At 31.6% G+C, this 19,784-nt stretch carries 13 protein-coding genes and 1 tRNA gene; 3 read left to right on the plus strand and 11 right to left on the minus strand.

The window, feature by feature from the left end:
• Nucleotides 1-39: 39 nt before the first annotated feature.
• From HKP59_RS06585 to HKP59_RS06615, 7 genes are all read right to left on the minus strand, one after another.
• Entirely contained in the window at nucleotides 40-2,202 is a 2,163-nt protein-coding gene (locus HKP59_RS06585; RefSeq protein WP_291804742.1) for a peptidylprolyl isomerase, read from the minus strand.
• 111 nt (nucleotides 2,203-2,313) lie between these two features.
• A complete protein-coding gene (locus HKP59_RS06590) occupies nucleotides 2,314-3,579 on the minus strand; it encodes a hemolysin family protein (RefSeq protein ID WP_291804744.1) in 1,266 nt (421 codons plus the stop codon).
• Between the two features lie 3 nt (nucleotides 3,580-3,582).
• Entirely contained in the window at nucleotides 3,583-3,774 is a 192-nt protein-coding gene (locus tag HKP59_RS06595; RefSeq protein WP_291804746.1) for a hypothetical protein, read from the minus strand.
• 3 nt (nucleotides 3,775-3,777) lie between these two features.
• The gene (gene lptC, locus HKP59_RS06600; RefSeq protein ID WP_291804748.1) at nucleotides 3,778-4,338 is read right to left on the minus strand and encodes an LPS export ABC transporter periplasmic protein LptC; all 561 of its coding nucleotides are present in this window, start codon (nucleotides 4,336-4,338) and stop codon (nucleotides 3,778-3,780) included.
• 31 nt (nucleotides 4,339-4,369) lie between these two features.
• On the minus strand, nucleotides 4,370-5,728 hold the full coding sequence (locus HKP59_RS06605) for a hypothetical protein (protein ID WP_291804751.1): 1,359 nt from the start codon (nucleotides 5,726-5,728) through the stop codon (nucleotides 4,370-4,372).
• Between the two features lie 19 nt (nucleotides 5,729-5,747).
• Nucleotides 5,748-7,034, minus strand: a complete 1,287-nt coding sequence (locus HKP59_RS06610) for a hypothetical protein (protein WP_291804753.1) — start codon at nucleotides 7,032-7,034, stop codon at nucleotides 5,748-5,750.
• Nucleotides 7,035-7,760 carry a type III pantothenate kinase gene (locus tag HKP59_RS06615; RefSeq protein WP_291804755.1) on the minus strand — a complete coding sequence of 242 codons (726 nt, stop codon included), beginning with the start codon at nucleotides 7,758-7,760 and terminating at the stop codon, nucleotides 7,035-7,037.
• Nucleotides 7,761-7,857: 97 nt separating this feature from the next.
• On the opposite strand from HKP59_RS06615, the gene HKP59_RS06620 reads away from it, so the two are divergent.
• Nucleotides 7,858-7,930: transfer RNA gene (locus HKP59_RS06620), tRNA-Phe, on the plus strand.
• Nucleotides 7,931-8,071: 141 nt separating this feature from the next.
• On the opposite strand, the gene HKP59_RS06625 is transcribed toward HKP59_RS06620, so the two are convergent.
• The 3 genes from HKP59_RS06625 to HKP59_RS06635 all read right to left on the minus strand — a co-directional run bounded on the left by HKP59_RS06625 (nucleotide 8,072) and on the right by HKP59_RS06635 (nucleotide 11,013).
• Complete coding sequence (locus HKP59_RS06625) at nucleotides 8,072-8,878, minus strand: carboxypeptidase-like regulatory domain-containing protein (RefSeq protein ID WP_291804758.1); 807 nt, start codon at nucleotides 8,876-8,878, stop codon at nucleotides 8,072-8,074.
• Between the two features lie 204 nt (nucleotides 8,879-9,082).
• Nucleotides 9,083-9,607 (minus strand): fasciclin domain-containing protein, encoded by a 525-nt coding sequence (locus HKP59_RS06630; protein ID WP_291804761.1) that lies wholly within the window; start codon nucleotides 9,605-9,607, stop codon nucleotides 9,083-9,085.
• Between the two features lie 518 nt (nucleotides 9,608-10,125).
• Nucleotides 10,126-11,013 (minus strand): MerR family transcriptional regulator, encoded by an 888-nt coding sequence (locus tag HKP59_RS06635; protein ID WP_291804762.1) that lies wholly within the window; start codon nucleotides 11,011-11,013, stop codon nucleotides 10,126-10,128.
• Between the two features lie 159 nt (nucleotides 11,014-11,172).
• On the opposite strand from HKP59_RS06635, the gene HKP59_RS06640 reads away from it, so the two are divergent.
• Both HKP59_RS06640 and HKP59_RS12830 read left to right on the plus strand, forming a co-directional pair.
• Nucleotides 11,173-12,537, plus strand: coding sequence for a fasciclin domain-containing protein (locus HKP59_RS06640; protein WP_291804764.1), 1,365 nt, complete (start codon nucleotides 11,173-11,175; stop codon nucleotides 12,535-12,537).
• A 109-nt stretch (nucleotides 12,538-12,646) separates the two neighbouring features.
• Nucleotides 12,647-13,867: a DUF1295 domain-containing protein gene (locus HKP59_RS12830; protein ID WP_363288936.1), complete on the plus strand. Its 1,221-nt coding sequence runs from the start codon at nucleotides 12,647-12,649 to the stop codon at nucleotides 13,865-13,867.
• Nucleotides 13,868-13,877: 10 nt separating this feature from the next.
• On the opposite strand, the gene HKP59_RS06655 is transcribed toward HKP59_RS12830, so the two are convergent.
• A complete protein-coding gene (locus HKP59_RS06655; protein WP_291804767.1) occupies nucleotides 13,878-19,757 on the minus strand; it encodes a hypothetical protein in 5,880 nt (1,959 codons plus the stop codon).
• Nucleotides 19,758-19,784 lie beyond the last annotated feature (27 nt).

Below are 19,784 nucleotides of genomic sequence, written 5' to 3' on the forward strand. Positions count from 1 at the left end.
ATAAAAATGACTTTAAAGCACTTTAAATGACTCTATATTTTAGTAAAATTTGCTTCTGTTATCTGTTACATCTGCCGCATCTTGCAACGCTTGAAATAATTGAAAACTTCTTCCTTTTAAATCAGTTACTTTTTTGTTACGAAACGTTTCATAATTGTCCAATTCAATTGACGTATCACGTTTTGTAACCATCACAACAAATACACCTTTTTGTCCATCAATTTTATCAGAAACTTGATCTAAACTTAACGTAGACATGGCTCCAACAACTGCTGGCTCATTTCCAACACCGGAAAGTAACGGACTTGCTAAAGTTACAGAATTTACTCTTCTTACATTTGTATTCATACTCGCTGCAATCTCTTCTAAAGTTGCTCCTGACATTTTATCCTTAATAAGGGCAGCCTTTTTCTTATTCATAAGTTCAGGACGAATATTTAATAAAACATCTGAACTTACTACTACTCCATTTTCTTGTGTAATTCCGCTTAAAGAAACAACTACATAGGCTCTTTTTCCAAAAACGTCCACATCAAAACGTTTAGAATCATTCAATTCACGATCACTATTAAAAGCCCAATTCACAATTTGACGTTGATTACTCAATCCTGGAATACTTTCTGCCATTGCTTTTAAATTCATTGCAGATTGAATTTTGTATCCAGATTCCTCAGCTAAATCTTCTATTTTTTTATCACCAGATAAATCAGCTGCTAGCGTCTCAGCTTGCTCGAAAATAGTGTTCTCTGTTTCTTCAGATGCTTCAATAAGTCTAGCAAAAGTAACTAATTTAACAGCTTCTTGGTTTTTAGTTTGCTCATCGACTCTAATAATATGAAAACCAAATGCAGTTTCTACAATATCAATACTACCTGTTTTATTCTTATAAATAAAATCTGCAAAATCTTTATCAAAACCAGCAGAAAAAGCTTGGTCTTTTCGTACCCAACCAATATCGCCTCCTTTACCTTTAGTTCCATCTGAGTTGATCTCATCTGCAACTTCAGTAAATTTTGCTTTGTTATTTCTTACTAACCTAAATACACTATCAATTGTTTTTTTAGCTTCTTCCTTTGTTTTTGTGGAAGTAGATCTTGTTGTACCTGCGTAAGGCACTATTATGTGACTTGATTTTACAGAATCTGGCAATTGTAATGCTTCTACAATTTTAGAAATTTTATAATATCCATTATCTTTATAAGGACCAACAACATCACCAACTGAAGCATCAAAAATTGCATTACCAATAGTTGCAGGTAATTGATTTTTATATTTATACCCATTATCAATTGACAAATCAGATTGATTATCATTTAAAAAAGCTTCATAATCTGTTGCATTTTTCAATCCTGCAATGCTAACTGTATTTTTAGCAGCATTACTATATTCTTCTCTATCATTAATAAAACCTTGAACTAATTTTTTAATTTCAGCATCATCATTTTCTGAAGGAACAATATCAAATTTCACAAATTTTAATGATCGAGATGCCTCTGGTTTAAATCGTTTCGAATTTTCTTTTAAATATGCTTGAATTTCATCTTTTGAAACTAAACTGATACTATCAGGAATAGTTGTATAAGGAACATAAACAAATTTTGCATCCATTTTTGTATTGTCAAAAAGATAATCTCTTTTTCCTTCTGCTAAAGAAGCTCCTAATCCAACCGTTACTAAAGAAGAATAAGCTTGACGCTCTAAGTTTTGTTTTATACTTTTCTCAGTAGCTAACCAGTTCATCCAAGCCTGCGTATTTCCTGCATCAGCCTCATCCTTCATATTCGCAATATATTCTTTTAGCTTTTCCTCATCAAAAAGATTTATTTCATTTTTGAATAGTGGAGAATTTTGAATTTCTGGTAAAGCAATCATTGCTTCCCAAATATCCTTTTCACCCACTACAATACCAGCTTTTTCTAATTGATATTGGTACACTTTTTCACCTAAAATACTATTCCAAACAGCGTTTACAGCCTGCATTTGAGTAGCTCTACCATTACTTTGAGATCTGTATGCTTCTACTTGCTGAGCAAACTCATCTCTATCTACATCATCACCATTAATTTGGCCTACAGCGTTTACCTTATCTGAGCTGAAAAATTGTTGAATTGAACTTGGATCAAGAACAAATGCGAAAAGCGCTAAACCTACTATTAGGATTAGGAACATTGAACGATCTCTAATTTTTGATAATATTGCCATTTTAGTTTTCTTTTATTACAGTGTGCGAAAATACAATTTAGTATTTAATTATGAAAGTGAATTAGTTATAATTAAATCGGAAAATAGTGTTATTTTATAATAAGAGGAGTATTATTCTAATTTATCTAAAATTTTAACATACACCTCTTTAATTTTTGAGGAATCTACTGTCAACATTTTAAATTGAATATTGCTAATTTCAATAATTTCATCTTGCTTTGGAATATCTTCATTATGGTATACAATAAAACCTCCTAACGTTTCATAGGCTTCATTTTCTTGAAGTCCTAAATTATATGTTTCATTTAAGAAATCTACTTCCAAACGAGCTGAAAACTTAAATTCCCTATCATTAATTTTATTTTCTAATAATTCTAAAGTGTCATGTTCATCAATAATTTCTCCAAACAATTCTTCAACAATATCTTCAACAGTTATAATACCTGATGTACCCCCAAATTCATCTAAAACAACTGAAATACTTTTCTTTTTTTTAATTAAAACATTTAAAACATTGTTTATCATCATACTTTCCGGGACAAACTCTACAGGCAACAGCATTGAATGTATGGTTTTTGGGTTTTTAAATAACTCAAATGCGTGTACATAACCTAAAACATCATCTAAAGAATTTCGATATACTAATATTTTAGAATATCCTGTTTGTATAAATAATTCGCGTAAATTTTTAATTTTTTCATGAATATCAACTGCAACAATTTCAGTACGAGGAATCATAATTTCTCTCGCTTTAACATTGTCAAACTCAAGTGCGTTTTGAAAAATTTGAATTTCAGAATCAACCTCTTCGCTATCTTTAGCGTTTTCTAGCTGTTTTGTAATATAATTACCTAATTCTTCTTTACTAAACTCGGTTTGCAATATAGTTTTGGAAGAATTAAAAAATACTTTTAAAAAGAAATCAGAGATTGAGGTAATAAAACTTGAAATAAAATAAAATATAACATAAAAAAAATAGGCGAATGGAGATAAATACCAAAGAGTCTCGTTTGCATAACTTCTAAAAATCGCTTTTGGTAAAAATTCTGCTGTAATTAATATTATTAGTGTAGAAATAATAGTTTGAATAAGTAAAATTGAGAATTCATTTAGCGCTGTAATTGGCAAAAGCTGCACTATTAGTTCTCCCATGAAAAAACTATAAATTACCAATGCTATATTATTACCAACTAGCATAGTGGTAATAAATTTTGAAGGTTTTTTAGTTATTTTACCTAATATTTTTGGTATAAAACCCTCTTTTTTTTTCTCTAGTTCTACTTGAAATTTATTGGCAGAAACAAATGCTATTTCCATTCCTGAAAAAAACGCCGATAGTAGTAAAGAAATTAATATAACAGCAATTTGAATTTCCATTAATTAGGAATTTCTATTTTCAAAGCGTTTTCTATAACGTTTTCTGAAAAAATACATAAAAACAGCAAGTATTGAAAACCCTAAAAATAAATAGGCCTTATTATCACCTTCACTAAAATGTATGACCGTTTCAATAATAAATACAATTGCTATAATTAAATAACCATACTCAAATATTTTCCAAATTTTATTCATTACTTATTCTTTAATATTAATAACTCCACTTTGATTCTTAACCCACCAATTTTTTAAATCTTCTGAAGCTTCAAAACCAACTCCTTTAATTGTATCTGTTAACTTATAAAAAGTAAATTTTTCTTCTGTAAAATAATAATGTGATTTCTGATCCCAAAAGATTTGTTGAGTTTCCAACTTGTAATTTTCTGCATAATTTCGAATGACAACATTATTTTTTATCTCAGAAATTTCAGTTTTAGTATAACTTTTTGCATAATCACCTTCAATTGTAATTGAATCTCCGTTTTTATCAATTGAAGTTATTTTAATTCCTTCAGGAAACTCAGAATAAGGATGAATTGTTCTGTTTCCAAAATCTAACATAACTGGAGCCTTCATTTTTACATTAACCAGTCCAGAATCTGTGTGTTTATGATCAATAGAATAAGCCTCCCCAATTGGTAAATTTTTATCTGCTAAAAAATCGCGTACTTCTTTTGCATCATTTGTACATGAAAAAAACATTGCTACCGTAATTATGATAGCAATGCTCTGTATAGTATTCACAACTGATTTTGTCATTGAACAAATATATCAATTATAATGTTTAAATCTAGTCATTTGAGCGAACTCTAACAGTTTCTTGAATCCAACAACCAATTTTATGAGTTGACCCTGCAGCAATACCTGCAACAAATAAATCTTTTTTAGATGGTAAATTATTCGTATACGACTTAATATATCTGTTTGCTAAACTACTTATACTTGGATCTACAGATTTTGCTTTGATTGCTTTATTTAAAGCAGCCACATATACCATTCTTTTAGAAACTACATCTGTACCACATGAATTTGCACTTGATGCATACATACCAGCAATCACCAAATAGGCTTTACCCATTGTTGGGGCATTAGATATAGCTCTGTAAGCATAAGTTCTTGCTTCACTTTTTCTTCCTTTTTTACTCAAAATTTGAGCTACCTTTAATAAGTACCCGGCTTTCTTATAAGTATCGGTTTCTTGATCAACGGCTTGCTTAAAATAATCCATTGCCTTATTAGTTTCTCCATTTTTCATTAAAATACCAGCATAAAATACGGATGCTTGCGGAGATGGATCAGCTTTCACATAAGCCTCTACTAAAGTATCATAAAATGGATCATCTGTACATTCCTTATTAAACATTCTAGATACGGCTCTTCTTAACCATTCTTTATCGGTTTTCTTTTCTTCAAAATACTTTTTATTTAAAGGAATTAAATTCTCACAAGTAGATATTGCAGATATTTTTGAATCTAAACCACTTTCAACAATTGATAAATTTGTCAATATTTGTTGATATATTCTTCTGTTTTTCTTATCCCTAGAACTTAATTTTAGTGAATCTTTTGCATTAATTGCTTCAATTTTTTTAGAATATGCTTCACGCTTCACTTCAACGCCTTCCCCTACCTCATCATACGTATCAAAAACTATTTGAGGATTTGTATCTTTATTTTTGTTTAAGATGATGTCAAAATATTTGTAGATATTTTTAGCAGACATATCTGTCGCATCCTCTTTAAAAGCCTTTTCTAACCAACCATACACTTCTTCTTCAGAAGCTCCCTGTTCAGCTTTAAATGATGCAATTTTATCATATATATCAGCAAAGTCTTTTGGGAAATGTTCTAACCTTTGGTTATAAACTCTCATCACTAAATCTGCTGCTGCAGCTTTTTCTGCTGCCGACGCATTTTCTAATTTATATTCAGCAATTTTAATTCCATATTTATATATGTTTACTGAAAGGGTTGGGCAATTATCCATACACCACATCCAATTTTCATAGGCTGCATCGTATTTTTTTGCTTGATAATCTCCTTTAAACAGATTATATTTAATATTACAGTCTGCATCAGCTTGTGAAAAAACTGCTGGCGCTGAAATTATTAAAAATAATAAAGCTAAAATTTGTTTTGCTTTTCTCATCGTCGTATCCTTTTTAAATTTAAAATATTTCTAATTTTTTGAACCATCTATCGTTTAATGAAAAACTTAATCTAAAATTAAAATAGTTCTCTTGAACCAAGTTATTATTAGTTTTACCTCTTTTACCTAACTCAAATCCAAGATTCAAATTTGATAATTGCTGACTCAATGGTAAACCTACTCCAAAAGATATGCCAAAATCATCAACGGCGGTAAAATCTGTACCATTTCCTACCCCATCTATCAATAAACCTGTTTTCTCAAACTTAAAACCAGCTCTATATGTCACTCTATCCCAATAACTTGAAATAGAATTATATTTTGGAGTGTAAAAACCTCCAACTGCTATTTTACTATACTTATCATAACTTATTTTAGAATAGCTATTAAATACACTACCTTCCAATTCTAACGCATTTTGAAAACTATAATCTACAGCAGCAAACCATTTATTCTTTTCGCCAATCCCAGCTCCTAAAGTTGTTTTTAGGGGAGATTTTAATTCTCCAACACTATTGGTATTTAAAATAGTATCTCTTGGTGATTCAAAAGAACTTAATGCTACTGAATACAAATACTCATTACCATTAGTTTCAATAGTATTATCCAAATCAAAAGTCGCTCCTAAATTTAAATCTAATTTACTATTTATTTTTGTTTCGTATTGAAATCCTAAATTTAAAGAAAATCCTTTAACATTTGAAATTGTTTCATATTTTGTTGCTAATGAAGCATCTCCTGTTTGATTGATAATACTGTTTTCAATTTTACCAAAAATATAATTTCCCTGCAAACCTACACTAACTCCTTTAAACAGTTTGTAACCAAAGTTCATAAAAACTCTATTGGTTCCTCCTTCTCCAGCATATAAAGTTGCATCTATTATTTCACTATCAGAGTTTAAAACATTTGAAACCAAAGAATACCCAACTGAAGAATTTGGTAATAAACCAAAGGTTAAACCTCCATTTTCACCAATTGGAACTCCAAAAGCCAGGTAAGACAGATATGTAGCAGCAGCACTTTGCTGATCCGAATTGTCTTTTGCACTTATATTTCTATTTTCAATTGCCAATGTGTATGTGGTAAATGATAATGAAGCTACCGATGCTGGATTTGTTAAATTTAAATGATAAACATCATTCAATGCTACTCCAATTCCTCCCATACTTAATTGCTCAACAGTATTTATGTTGTTCTTGTCTCCAATACCAAAAAAAGAATACGCTGACGTATTGTTCGTTTGAGCAAAAATTGTGGTAGATACAAATAGTGTTAGAATCACTACTATTATTTTTTTTATCATTTATTTTAAATTATATATCAAAATTGTGTTTAAGCCTTCCATTAAAAAAAACGGATTGGCAAATATGGTATTTTTTAATTTATTTGCCAAGAAATTCGTATCTCCACCTGTTAAAACTACTGTTAATTCATCATTTTTTTCTTTATGTAGATTTATAAAACTATCAATTTCACTTATAACACCATAAACTACACCTATATGGATTGCATTTTCCGTAGAATCTCCTGTAAACGTATCAATATATTTTGGCTCTAATTGTGGCAAACTACTTGTAAACTGATGCATAGATTTGTAACGCATTTGAACTCCAGGTGAAATGGCTCCACCAAAATAATTTCCATTACTATCAATCCAATCATATGTTATGCAAGTTCCAGCATCTATAACAAGAACGTTTTTATTCGGAAACTTTAAAGCTGCATTAGCCACTAATGCAATTCTATCTACACCTAATGTCGTTGGAGTTGAATACTTATTCTGAAAAGGAACATTAGTATTCGAATTTAATTCAATTAAGTTAATTTTTGATCCTAATTTTGTTAATTGAGACTTTTTTAAAAATCCAACCGATGAAATTATTGCGTGTTTACAATTGAATTTTTTTATAAGCTCAAAAGTATCTTTTAAAAAATTTTCTTTGCTAATACTTTCATTATGAATTAATTTACTTTCTTTAAAAACTGCAAGTTTGGTTCTTGTATTTCCAACATCTATTATTAAGTTCATATATATTTATAATATAGCTCAAAAATACGATACATTTTTTAAAAATAGTTTTGTTAAGTCTAAAAAATACATTTATATTTGCATCCGCTAAGGCAATGGTACCTTAGCTCAGTTGGTAGAGCAAAGGACTGAAAATCCTTGTGTCCCTGGTTCGATTCCTGGAGGTACCACAAAAAATTTCCGTAACAACGTTGTAAATCAATAAGTTACGGATTTTTTGTTTTTAAAAGATATCATATAGCGCAGAAAAAAACCGCTACAAATTAATATAGCAGTTTTTAAAATAAGTTAATATTTAGAACTACGGTTTATTAATCCATAGCACTACTAGTTACTAAAAACATTTTGCTTTTTTTATTAAGCAGCTCAAGAAGCTCTAATTCGTGACCATAGTTTAACAAATCAACATCAAAAACATCATCCTCAACATATCTAATAAATTCTTCCACACGGTGCTCAGGAATGTTAAAATTGTCAATTAAAAAATTAGAAGCAAGATAATACTTAATTGATTCTACAGGAACTTCAGGAATACCTGCAGCTTTTTTATCCTTCACTTCAAATCTGAATAATGGGAGTAATAACTGATCCACAACATTTACAATATTTAAGCCATTTATCATTCTTTTAGGTTGTGACTCTAAGCCAATTCTTTTATTTGGATCAATATTAGCATCATTAAGGTCAAGGGAGTTTCTATTTTTTATTCCAAAATACATAGCATCTTGTTTTGGACTAAATGTTGTTATATTTTTAATATCTGTTCTAATGTTACCAGTAAGCCTTTTATTTGTAATTACAACTTCATCTAATTTATTAATTTCTTCTATTAAAATAATATTCATATTTCTTGATTCTAAAATCGCATCATTAACAACAAAATCAAATTGTTGATAACCTAAGGCTCTAACTTCTAAAAGGTCCTCCGGAGCTACTGCAATAGTAAACTCACCTTTATTATTAGTTATTACCCCAACTTTTGTGGAAGAGTTATAAATAGTTATACCGTCCATATTACTACCTTCAACAATAATTTTTGCATTAATATTTTCGCGTTTAATTTCTTGAGAATGGGCTATAATACTAAAGAATAAGAAATAATATACTAGTTTTTTCATTTGTAAAGTTTTAGTGTAAAACAATTTGTTAAGGCTTCGTAAGACCATTAACAATTTTAATCATTTGATAAAAAAATCTTATTTCAAAATTAGTAATAATATTCCTAGATGTTAGGCAACATATTACTTAAAAAAATACCTTTTGAATTATCAAAAGGTATTTTTAAACATTCATTCAAATTAAGACTTTCAAAATGAGTAATATTACATTTTTGGTAATACAACAGTGTCTATAATGTGTATTACACCATTTGATGTGTTCACATCAGTTGCAGTAATTTTAGACCAGTTTCCGGCTTCATCAACTAAGTATGCAGCACCATCCTTTAACTGTGCAGTTAACATATTACCGCTTACAGTTTTTACCATTGCTTTTCCGTTGTTTTTCTTGATAAGACCAATTAAATCTGCTGCCTTTACATTCCCAGCCACAACGTGATATGTTAAAATTGTTTGAAGTGTTTTTTTACTTTCTGGCTTCAATAATGATTCTAATGTTCCTTCAGGTAACTTGTTAAATGCTGCATTTGTTGGAGCAAATACAGTAAATGGACCTTCTGAAGACAAAACATCAACTAAATCTGCAGCAGTAACCGCAGCAACTAAGGTTGAAAAATCATCTGTTGCAACAGCAGTTTCAACAATGTTTTTATCTTGCGCTACTCCGCTAAATGTAATAAATAATGTTAGAGCAATTAAAGTTGCTTTTAAATTTTTTCTAGTAATCATAATATTTGTTTTAAGTTATTATTAAATAATTATACAGCAAAGATACTATTTTGTCTAACAAGTATTACTAAAATACTAGACAAAAAGATTGTTTTGTGATAAATTTAACACAATAGTTCTTATTACTAAGGCTATATATAAATTTTAAAAAAGGTTAATACACAGAAAATCAATTGTTTTAGTAGCGTATTCTGAAAAGTCATTATTAGTTCTATTCACTAAGAAATACCAGCACTTACGAAGTAATTTTATAAATTATAAAAAGTAGTATATATATAATAAGGTATACCCTATAAAAATTTCTGTATTTTCTGATCACATCAGATACTCCTTTTGAAACACCCAATAAAATTTTTATTTCCTTTTTAAAAATAGGTTTAATATTTATTTTCCAATCTGTAGTATCATAAACAAGCTTTCTGAATTTACTTCTATAATATGATAATGGAAATCCCCAGATTAAAAAAAGTAAAAGCCATATGTGAGTTTGGATGTAATTAATGATATTCATATAATTACTACTTTATGGGTTTCGACTTTAAAAATTTTATTAAATCCTGAGGCCCATCAATATAAACACATTGAGAACAATCTTCAAATATATTTTTAGAAAATACGCCTCCAGATACCAATAATGGAATATGAGATATTGTTGAAAAGACTTGTTCAATTTGAGAAATTTCAGATTTACTCCTAGGATTTATTATTAATGTTACCATGGCGTCTGGTTGAACTTTTTCAGCCATACTTTGAATATTATCAGAAGGCACTCTTTGACCAAAATAATAAACTTTCCATCCCAAATTTTTCGCAATAAAATAAGTTAACAACAGCCCTATCTCATGATCTTCATTATCTAATAAAAATAAAGCTATAGAAGGTGCATTATCTAACGGCATTGGCAACATATCAATCGCGGTAATAATTTTTTGACGAATTAAATTCGACATAAAGTGCTCTTGGGATATAATAATTTTATTTGTACCCCATAAAATGCCAATTTGATTTAAAAACGGGTAAATGATATCCATTATAGTGGATAAGAACCCTCTTCGTAAAATCGATCTTTGAAAAATATTATTAAACTCTTTTTCATTATAATCCATCATATGGAGTATAAGAGCATTAATCTCATCTTGAAATTCAGAGGTTCCATTAATAAGAATATCAATAACATTCTCATTAATTTCATTATCCTGCATTTTATCAATTTTCGAAATTCGATAACCATTTCTTGTTAAAATGCTAACATTTAATAATTTGGTTAATTGATCAGGAGTATAATAACGAATATTCGTTTCTGTACGCATAGGTTTTAAGAAAGTATATCTACGCTCCCATATCCTTAATTTATGTGCGCTTATACCAGTTAAGACTTCTATTTGTGAGGTTGAATAGGTTTCCATGTCTAAAAAATTATTAAATTTTACTCGACAAATATACGTAAAATATAGAGAAATTCAATTAAATGTTAAAATTTGTCTAAATTTTTTATTAACATGTTAGACAATTAAAAAACATTTATATCTTTGTCTAGTATTAATAACTATAAACTAGACAAAATCATGAAAAAATTTTTTACATTTTTAGCAATTGCGACTTTAACCGCATTTACTTTAGAAAGCTGCAACGACGACGATAACGATGTTGTAGTAATGACACCAACGCAAAATATTGTTGAAATTGCAGTAGCAAATGGATTCAATAGTTTGGCAGCCGCTCTAACGAGAGCAGAACTAGTAGATGCCTTACAAGGAACTGGACCTTTTACTGTCTTCGCTCCTACAGATGAGGCTTTTGACAATTTATTGGCAGCAATTGGACAAACAAGTATAGATGATGTACCTGTTTCTGTATTACAAAGTATTTTAACGTACCACGTTATAAGTGGTGATGTAGCATCTTCAATGGTAAGCGATGGTGAAGTACCTGCTTTATCAGGTGAAGATCTTACGCTTTCTACAACAAACGGAATTCAAGTGAATGGAGTAAATGTTATAAATCCATTCGATGTAGTTGCTACAAATGGAATTGTACATACGATTGATCAAGTATTGGTACCGCCAACAATTGCTCCTTTCGTAAATTCAGTTTTAGAGCCAGCTTATTTTAACGAGAATTTTTCAACATTAGTAGAGGCAGTTGTAAAAGCAGATTTAGTATCAACGCTATTAAATACACCTAATCTAACAATCTTTGCTCCTACGAATGATGCTTTTGTAGCCTCTGGAATTAACCCAATGGACTTAGATGCAGCGACGCTTGCACCTGTGTTAACATATCACGTTGTTGGTGCTAAAGTTTTTGCTTCTGGAATTCCAGCACAAGCGCCAACAGTAAACGGAAATAATATTTTCTTTTCATTAACAGGTTCAGGAAACTTTATAAATGGTAATACTGAAATTATAGCTACAGATATCGAATCAGGAACTGGAGTTGTTCACGTTATCAACTCAGTATTATTACCTCCAACAGGAAATTTAGTAGATACAGCAGTTGGGTTAACTTCATCAGGAGAATTTACATCATTAGTTGCAGCGTTACAACGTACAGCAAATGAAGGAACACCAGCACAAAATTTATTAACAGTTTTAAGTAGTGACGGTCCTTTTACAGTATTTGCTCCAACAAATGCAGCTTTTCAAGCATTATTAGATAGCAATGCTGATTGGAACGGACTTGGAGACATTCCATTAGAAACTTTAATCGCAGTATTAACTTATCACGTAGTACCAGCACGAGCATATGATGTTGATTTAGCAGGAGCTTTAGATAGCAATAACGAATTACCAACTGCAAATGGTGCAAACCTTAAAGTTGACCTAGGAACTTTAACTATCAATGACAATTCAACAATTGTTGGAACAAATACAAACGCTACAAATGGCGTTATTCACGTAATTAACAAAGTTCTTTTACCTTCTAATTAATATTCCAAATTGAATATTAATGGATTTTAAGTTTAATTAGTTAATTTTAAACCGGTGAATAAGTTTTATTCATCGGTTTTTCACTTTTTAATAGCTAACATTTAATAAAATGGTATTACAAGAAATTCTTATTCTAGCTCTTTTTTCAATTGGTTTTAATTTATTGATGTTTATACCTGCCTATTTGTATAAAACAGATAAATTAACTGATATATCCTATTCTTTAACTTTTTTAGCAATAGCAACATATGCACTTTTTAAAGAAGAATTTTATATAGAAAAATTAGTAGTATTTGCTATGATTGCCATTTGGGCAATACGATTAGGTGGATATCTATTAAATAGAATTCATAAAATGGGCAGAGATAAAAGGTTTGATGAAATGAGAAGCAAATTTTGGAGCTTTTTTGGATTTTGGCTTTTACAAGGAATCAGTGTTTTTATAATTAGTATACCTAGTGCATTTTTCTTGTTAAGTAAAGATGTATCGTTTACTAGTATATCATTTTTTGGAATTTTTATATGGGCAGCTGGATTGGTTATTGAAGCCTTTGCTGATAATCAAAAATTTCAATTCAAATTAAAAGCAGCCAATGCCAATAAATGGCCTGAACATGGATTGTGGAAATATAGCAGACACCCTAATTATCTTGGTGAAATATTGGTATGGATTGGACTTTTTATAACAACCTTCCATACGTTAAGTCAAAACCAAGCTATTATAGGTTTAATTAGCCCTTTATTTATAATTATTCTACTCTTATTTATTAGCGGTATCCCATTATTAGAACAAAAGCATCAAGAAAAATGGGGAAATTCAGTGGAGTATCAAACCTACAAAAAAACAACAGGTAAAGTAGTACCAAAATATACATTCAGCTTACTTCTCTCAATTATAATTCCTCAAATAATTGGAGGTGCTGGAGCTTATTTTACAATGTCTTCTGTAAATAATTGGTATCTAACATTAAACAAACCAGTGTGGAATCCACCATCTTGGGTTTTTGGCCCCGTTTGGACACTTCTTTATGCTCTAATGGGAATAGCGGCCTTTATGATTTGGAGAAAGCGAAAAACAATTCAAGTTAAAAAAGCACTATGGCTGTATGGACTTCAACTGTTATTAAACCTATTGTGGTCTATTCTATTCTTTGGAATAATGAGTCCAGAAATGGCATTTATAGAAATTATTTTTCTTTGGATACTCATATTCTTAACAATAAAAGCATTTTATAAAATAGATAAAGTTGCAGCATACTTACTAATCCCATACTTATTGTGGGTTACTTTTGCATCAATATTAAACCTTACTATATGGATACTTAATTAATTGTATAAATTTAATATACCAATACTTTTTTTCTTATAATTTTATTTTCGCTTTTAGCTGAAACAATATAAATCTGATTTTTTGAATGAATAAATAATCTATGTATCGTTTCACCTTGTAGGCTTTCATTTATAACGCTTCGGCCAAGCATATCATAAATAACAACTTCCGTTTGCTCAGGTACTATTGAAAGATCTACAATAATATCGTTTCCATCATAATAAACAAGTGCTGATAAATTAGCATCCGAACTAACTACTTTATTCGTAAAGTGAATTACAAATCGGTTTGGATCATCATTTATTGAACTATTAAATTGATATATAGGGTTTTCTAATAAATTATGAACTTTTTTCGATTTCTTGTCTTCTAAAATTACATACTCAAAATTAATATCATCTACATCTATATTTAACGAATAATCTCCATCACTACCAGGTTTAAAAACCAATGGAACGAAAGGATTATCAATGGTATCAGTTACATATTTTACTGATAACTCTTCTTTTCCCTTAAGCATATAGACTGATGGCGCATTATCAGCCGTACTAAATAGTTTCGCTGCTCCAGCCATATTTTCTGAATGTCCAAATTGAAGTAACACCTCATCAAAACCAAAGCCAGAATCTGAAGCAATTTTAACTTTTACATTACTAACAGAATGCTTAGTATTACTTAACTTCATCCAATTACTCGCTCCTGTATGCAATCTAATTTCATTTGTCATAACTATATTTGCATTACTTTCCGCTCGAACAAAGAAACCTTGCATTGAAGCAATATATTGTGTTACATCATTTGTTCCAACTGTACCAGCTGAATTGAACACACCATAATTATTTGCTGCTGGATTCCATATCCACATGTCATATCCTCCTCCTGAATCCAATAAGTTTGAACGAGTCCAACCAGTAGAAGCTTTCCAATCTATTGCACAAGGATACGGATTCCCTATAAGGTTAAAACCTGTCAATGTTAGATCTTCAGAATTATTCGCTGTTAAAGGATAACTAATAGTTCCATTATTTAAATTTCCTTCAAAATTATTTGTAGGGTTCAAATCTTGAACTGAGTATAAATAGCCCCTACCTGGAACAAAACTAGTTGAAGGATGCACCGTTGGCCAATTTGGAGTGGTTGTAGTATTTAATTGATATACCCAACAAGGTGTTGGCTCATCCCAAACATATAAATCATACCCTGTTCCATTCCCATACGTACCTGAAGGAACCCAATTTGAACCAATAATCGTTTGATTTGATACTGGTGATGATAAAAAATGCCAATCCTCCTCAACACCAGAAATATAACGTTCAATGGTTGCCGGAACATTATCTGAAGAATGAATTAAAGAAGCTGTACCATTTATGTTAGATTGTAAAATAAATCCTTCACTTCCTGCTGTATTCACAATTGCTCCTGAGACTGTAAGAGATGTTACAGCATCCATTGTTAATATCGAAGTTTCAGATAAATTAAGATCTGCACCAACCGTTAAATCGTAATATGACGTGGTATTTGCATTTCCAGATAAACTGAAATCCCCTACTATTTGAAAATCAGTTGCAGGTAGTATTTTTGTACCATCAACACTAAGAGATAAATTGTAATAATTATGACCACCTCCTGGGTTGATAATATCTTGTTCTTTTTCTCCATTGTATACTACTGTATTTGGATATGTATCGAAATCGAAGACCGAACGGCTATCAGCACTGACTAATCCAGCTATACCAATGATGCAGTTTGTATCAGGTTGTAGGTATGTTTTGTTTGCTAAAGCTAAATTATTAAAATTGGTGGTTCCAGAAATCGTCACCGTTTCAGTTTCGTCACCATGAGAGAAAATTACAGTTCCAGTATCAGGATTAAATGTTCCATTATTTACCCAAGCACTGCCAGAACCTGTTACGGTTAATTGCCCACCACTTATTGAGTTTACTATGGCTCCTGTTTCTATGATCATTTCCCCACATATAGCTATTTCCGGAATGGATAAGTCATTTGGTGTTCCAGCTGGAATTGTTATCACGGTATCATCTGAAGGAGCTCCCATTGGTGTCCAATTTGATGCCGTAACCCAAGAAGTACTTGTAGAACCATTCCAAGTTAGATTTGTATTTTCATATTCGTCCATACCAATTTCAACAACCCCAAAAACGCTTGCAAACACCCCAATATTTACATTGGAAATAGTAATCCAGTTTTCATTGGTATTACTACCTGATCTTCCATAATCGATAGTAAAAGTTGACGGAATAATATACATCCATTCTCCAAGAGAATTCTCATTTCTACCATTCAGTTCCGAATCCAAATAATGGTTTTTTATCAGTGCCTGTGTTCCACTTCCTCCTGTTTGAATAAGATCATACACCCGCTCAATGGCACCAGTTCTCCAGGATGGCGCACTACCTAAAGTCACCTTTAAACTAATCTCAGTAGGTAATGTTCCAACGTCCGGAAAAGAAATTGTTGAATATTGATGTCCAAATGAGTATGTTTTATTGGGTACAATACTTGTTCTTCTTATAATCCCTGACACATCACCTTGTCCAATTGTTGTTGCATCTTCTTCCATATCCAGCGTATAGCTACTCATATCTAAACTCCCTTTTGATGCAGATGGATTAGCACTTTGTAAATCAAGAACACCATTTATAGTAATATCATCTCCTGCCGTAATACCTCCGGAACCATTAATGGTTAAATTATTTACATCAGTACTAAAAAGAGATGCCGGAAGCGTAATTGCAGCTGAGTTTTCGAATGCCAAAGTAGCCTGTGAGTTACTGGCATCAATAGTACCACTTGTGCGTGTTGGCGAAGCTCCTGCCAGCGTTAAAGTATTTTCACCAATTGTTATTGTTCCGACAGTTAAGGCTAGTGTTCCGTTTATTGTGATGCTTTCATTTCCAAGAGTAACACCACCTGAACGATTAATGGTTAAATTATTTATTGTTGGATTACCGTTAAACAAGTTGTCATTTAAAGTAAGGCCAGTTGTTCCTCCAAATGATAATGATGATGAACTACTTACTTCAATATTTCCTGATGGATTACTAATTGTACCATTAATACCTAGTGTATTTGCTCCAACATTTAAGTTTCCATCATTAAATGTAAGCACATTATTTACGTTGATATCAGATTCTTGTGTGACTCCAAGACTATTATTGATAGTTAATTTATCAAAGTTCGTTATTGAACTCCCTGAAATTGTTTGAGCTGTCTCTCCACTAAATATAATTGTTCCGTTTGAAGCCGCCGTAAATGTTCCGTTATTTTCAAAATTTCCTTCTAGGATATGGGTTTCACTTCCATTTTCGAAAATTGACCCTAAACTAATTGTTGTATTACCTTTTATATAAAGTGAATCAGCAACCATAATACTCGCAGTTCCTGATGTACTAAAATCACCGTTAATTGTCATAGCCGTGGTAGGCATCGTTTTAGTTCCGGTACCACTAATAATTAAATTGTAATAGCCACTTCCCCCTCCAATTCCAGTAGGATTAACGATGGTCTGATTGGCTCCATTCCATTCTACGGTATTATTCACTGTTGAAAAGTCAACTAAACTTGTCATATAAGCAGTCCCTGTTCCTGAGATTCGTGTAATTGCTCCAGGAGTAGGTTGCATCGTAGTATTTTCGGCTACTTCGATATCATAAAAATTGGTTGTTCCTGCTATTGTAACAATCTCTGATGGAACACCATGATTAAAAAGCACTTTTCCTGTTCCTGCATTAAATGTCCCCTGGTTAATCCAAGCACCACTTGATCCAGAAATAGTAATGGTATACGAATTGGCAGAAATAGAACCTCCTACTGCTATTTCAATACTTTGTGCTACTGCATTTGCAGAAGCAGTAAGCGAAGGATAATAACTCAATCCTCCTGGTATTAGCACATCATCAGTTGATAATGGTACATAACCTGCAGTCCAGTTTTGTGGTTGTTCCCATTCCGTTTCGTAACCTAAAACCTCTCCTTTCCATGTGTTTTTAGCAGTTAAAGTATAAGCCATTGCTATTTGAGAATCATCCAAATCATCTGTTGCCCAAGTTCCAAAAATAAGTCCTGTCAACCCCATAATATGGTTTGTAATGTCTTGGTTAGATTTCCCGTGTTCGTGCGGTGTACCGCTGTCATAAGTACTCAATTTATGCCAAAAAATAAGTTCTTCCTCATTATTGTAGGTTAGATCTAATTCAGATAAAAGATATCGCATATTTATATTTGTCTGTGCAATTGATGAATTATCTGAACAGGCAAACTGATAAAGCCTTTTAATCTTTCCATTAGGTGATGGTGACCACGGAGTCCAAGTTGGGATAGAGCCAATAGAAATTTTAACACTAATCCAAGTTGGAGCTGTATTTCCATCTGTAAAATCAACAGTTGTAAATTGGCTTCCAAAAGAATATTCTGTATTTACATTAAATGTATGTTCCCTTTTTACAATACCTGTTACATCGCCTATTCCTATTGTTGTAGCATTTTCATCCATACTTAGGGTACTGGCTCCCATATCAAGAGCCCCTATGGTGCTTAAAGGATTGGCACTTTCAAGGTTAAGAACACCATGTACTGTTAAATTGGAATTTAAGATAAGACCACCTGTTCTATTAACGGTTAAATTATTAACTGATGGAGTTGAAAAAAACAAAGAAGCTGGTAAAGTTAAAGCTGTTGTCCCTCCGAAGGTTAAAGAAGATGATGAATTTACTTCAATATAACCGGATGTCTTCATAAGACCTCCATTTATTGTTAAATTGGTTGCTCCAACATCCAAAATTCCATTAGTTAGAGTAAGATTTCCATTTAGTGTTATATCTGTAAATACTTCAATACTCGTGCTATTATCAATAATTAAATTTTCAAAATTAATCTCATTACTACCATAAATATGTTGAACTTCGCTACCATTAAGAGTTATTGAATAGCCAGCTGTGGGTATAAATGTTCCTTCATTTAAGTGACCTCCTACATCGAAATGACCACCTACCGAGTGATTAAAAGCACTAGTAGCAAATGTAGCTCCTCCCAAAATTTCTAGTTCATTTCCAATAGATATTGATGATTGAGCAGTTGCACTTATTGGCCCATTCAAAACCAATTCATCAGTAATATTCATGGCTGTAGTTGGCATTGTTTTGGTTCCACTTCCGCTAAGGATAAGTCTATAATAACCACTGTTGCCATCAATTCCATTTGGATTAACAATGGTTTGGTCTGCTCCATTCCATTCGACTGTATTATCAACAGAAGAAAAATCGACAATACTAGTCATATCAGCAGAACCTACGTTTTCTATTCTTAATATATTCCCGGGAACAGGTTTCATTGTGGTGTTTGGACCAACTTCAATATCATAGAAATCCGTAGAACCTGCTATGGTCATAATCTCTGCTGGGACTCCATGATCAAACAAAACTTTCCCCGTACCTGCAATAAAATCTCCACGATTATTCCAAGCACCACCAGATCCTTTTACTGTTAACATATATGAATTTGCTGTAATAGATGCACCTATCTCAATTTCAAGCGTACCAACAACTGCATTCGATGAAGCCGTTAGTGATGGATAATGGGTTAAACCTCCAGGAATTAAAACTTCCTCGGATGCAAGTGGCACATGACCTGCGGTCCAGTTCCCTGGTTGCTCCCATTCTGTTTCAAAACCAACTACTTCACCTTTCCATGTATTTTTATCACTTAATGAATAGGCTATAGCTACTTCAGAGTCATCTAAATTGGTCGTCGCAGCACCACCAAATATTAATCCGGTTACTTCAATTGCATGATTGATTAAATCTTGACCCGATTTCCCATGCTCGTGAGGCAGTCCTGAATTAAAGGTTGTAAACTTATGCCAAAATACCAATTGTGATTCATTATCTGAATCTACTAG

The organism is Lutibacter sp. (assembly GCF_013041805.1).
In the GTDB taxonomy this organism is placed as follows: domain Bacteria; phylum Bacteroidota; class Bacteroidia; order Flavobacteriales; family Flavobacteriaceae; genus Lutibacter.

Excerpts from the sequence above, each read along its gene's own strand:
- HKP59_RS06585 (WP_291804742.1), bottom strand. The coding sequence starts at position 2,202 with ATGGCAATATTATCAAAAATTAGAGATCGTTCAATGTTCCTAATCCTA.
- HKP59_RS06590 (WP_291804744.1), bottom strand. The coding sequence starts at position 3,579 with ATGGAAATTCAAATTGCTGTTATATTAATTTCTTTACTACTATCGGCG.
- HKP59_RS06595 (WP_291804746.1), bottom strand. The coding sequence starts at position 3,774 with ATGAATAAAATTTGGAAAATATTTGAGTATGGTTATTTAATTATAGCA.
- lptC (WP_291804748.1), bottom strand. The coding sequence starts at position 4,338 with ATGACAAAATCAGTTGTGAATACTATACAGAGCATTGCTATCATAATT.
- HKP59_RS06605 (WP_291804751.1), bottom strand. The coding sequence starts at position 5,728 with ATGAGAAAAGCAAAACAAATTTTAGCTTTATTATTTTTAATAATTTCA.
- HKP59_RS06610 (WP_291804753.1), bottom strand. The coding sequence starts at position 7,034 with ATGATAAAAAAAATAATAGTAGTGATTCTAACACTATTTGTATCTACC.
- HKP59_RS06615 (WP_291804755.1), bottom strand. The coding sequence starts at position 7,760 with ATGAACTTAATAATAGATGTTGGAAATACAAGAACCAAACTTGCAGTT.
- HKP59_RS06625 (WP_291804758.1), bottom strand. The coding sequence starts at position 8,878 with ATGAAAAAACTAGTATATTATTTCTTATTCTTTAGTATTATAGCCCAT.
- HKP59_RS06630 (WP_291804761.1), bottom strand. The coding sequence starts at position 9,607 with ATGATTACTAGAAAAAATTTAAAAGCAACTTTAATTGCTCTAACATTA.
- HKP59_RS06635 (WP_291804762.1), bottom strand. The coding sequence starts at position 11,013 with ATGGAAACCTATTCAACCTCACAAATAGAAGTCTTAACTGGTATAAGC.
- HKP59_RS06640 (WP_291804764.1), top strand. The coding sequence starts at position 11,173 with ATGAAAAAATTTTTTACATTTTTAGCAATTGCGACTTTAACCGCATTT.
- HKP59_RS12830 (WP_363288936.1), top strand. The coding sequence starts at position 12,647 with ATGGTATTACAAGAAATTCTTATTCTAGCTCTTTTTTCAATTGGTTTT.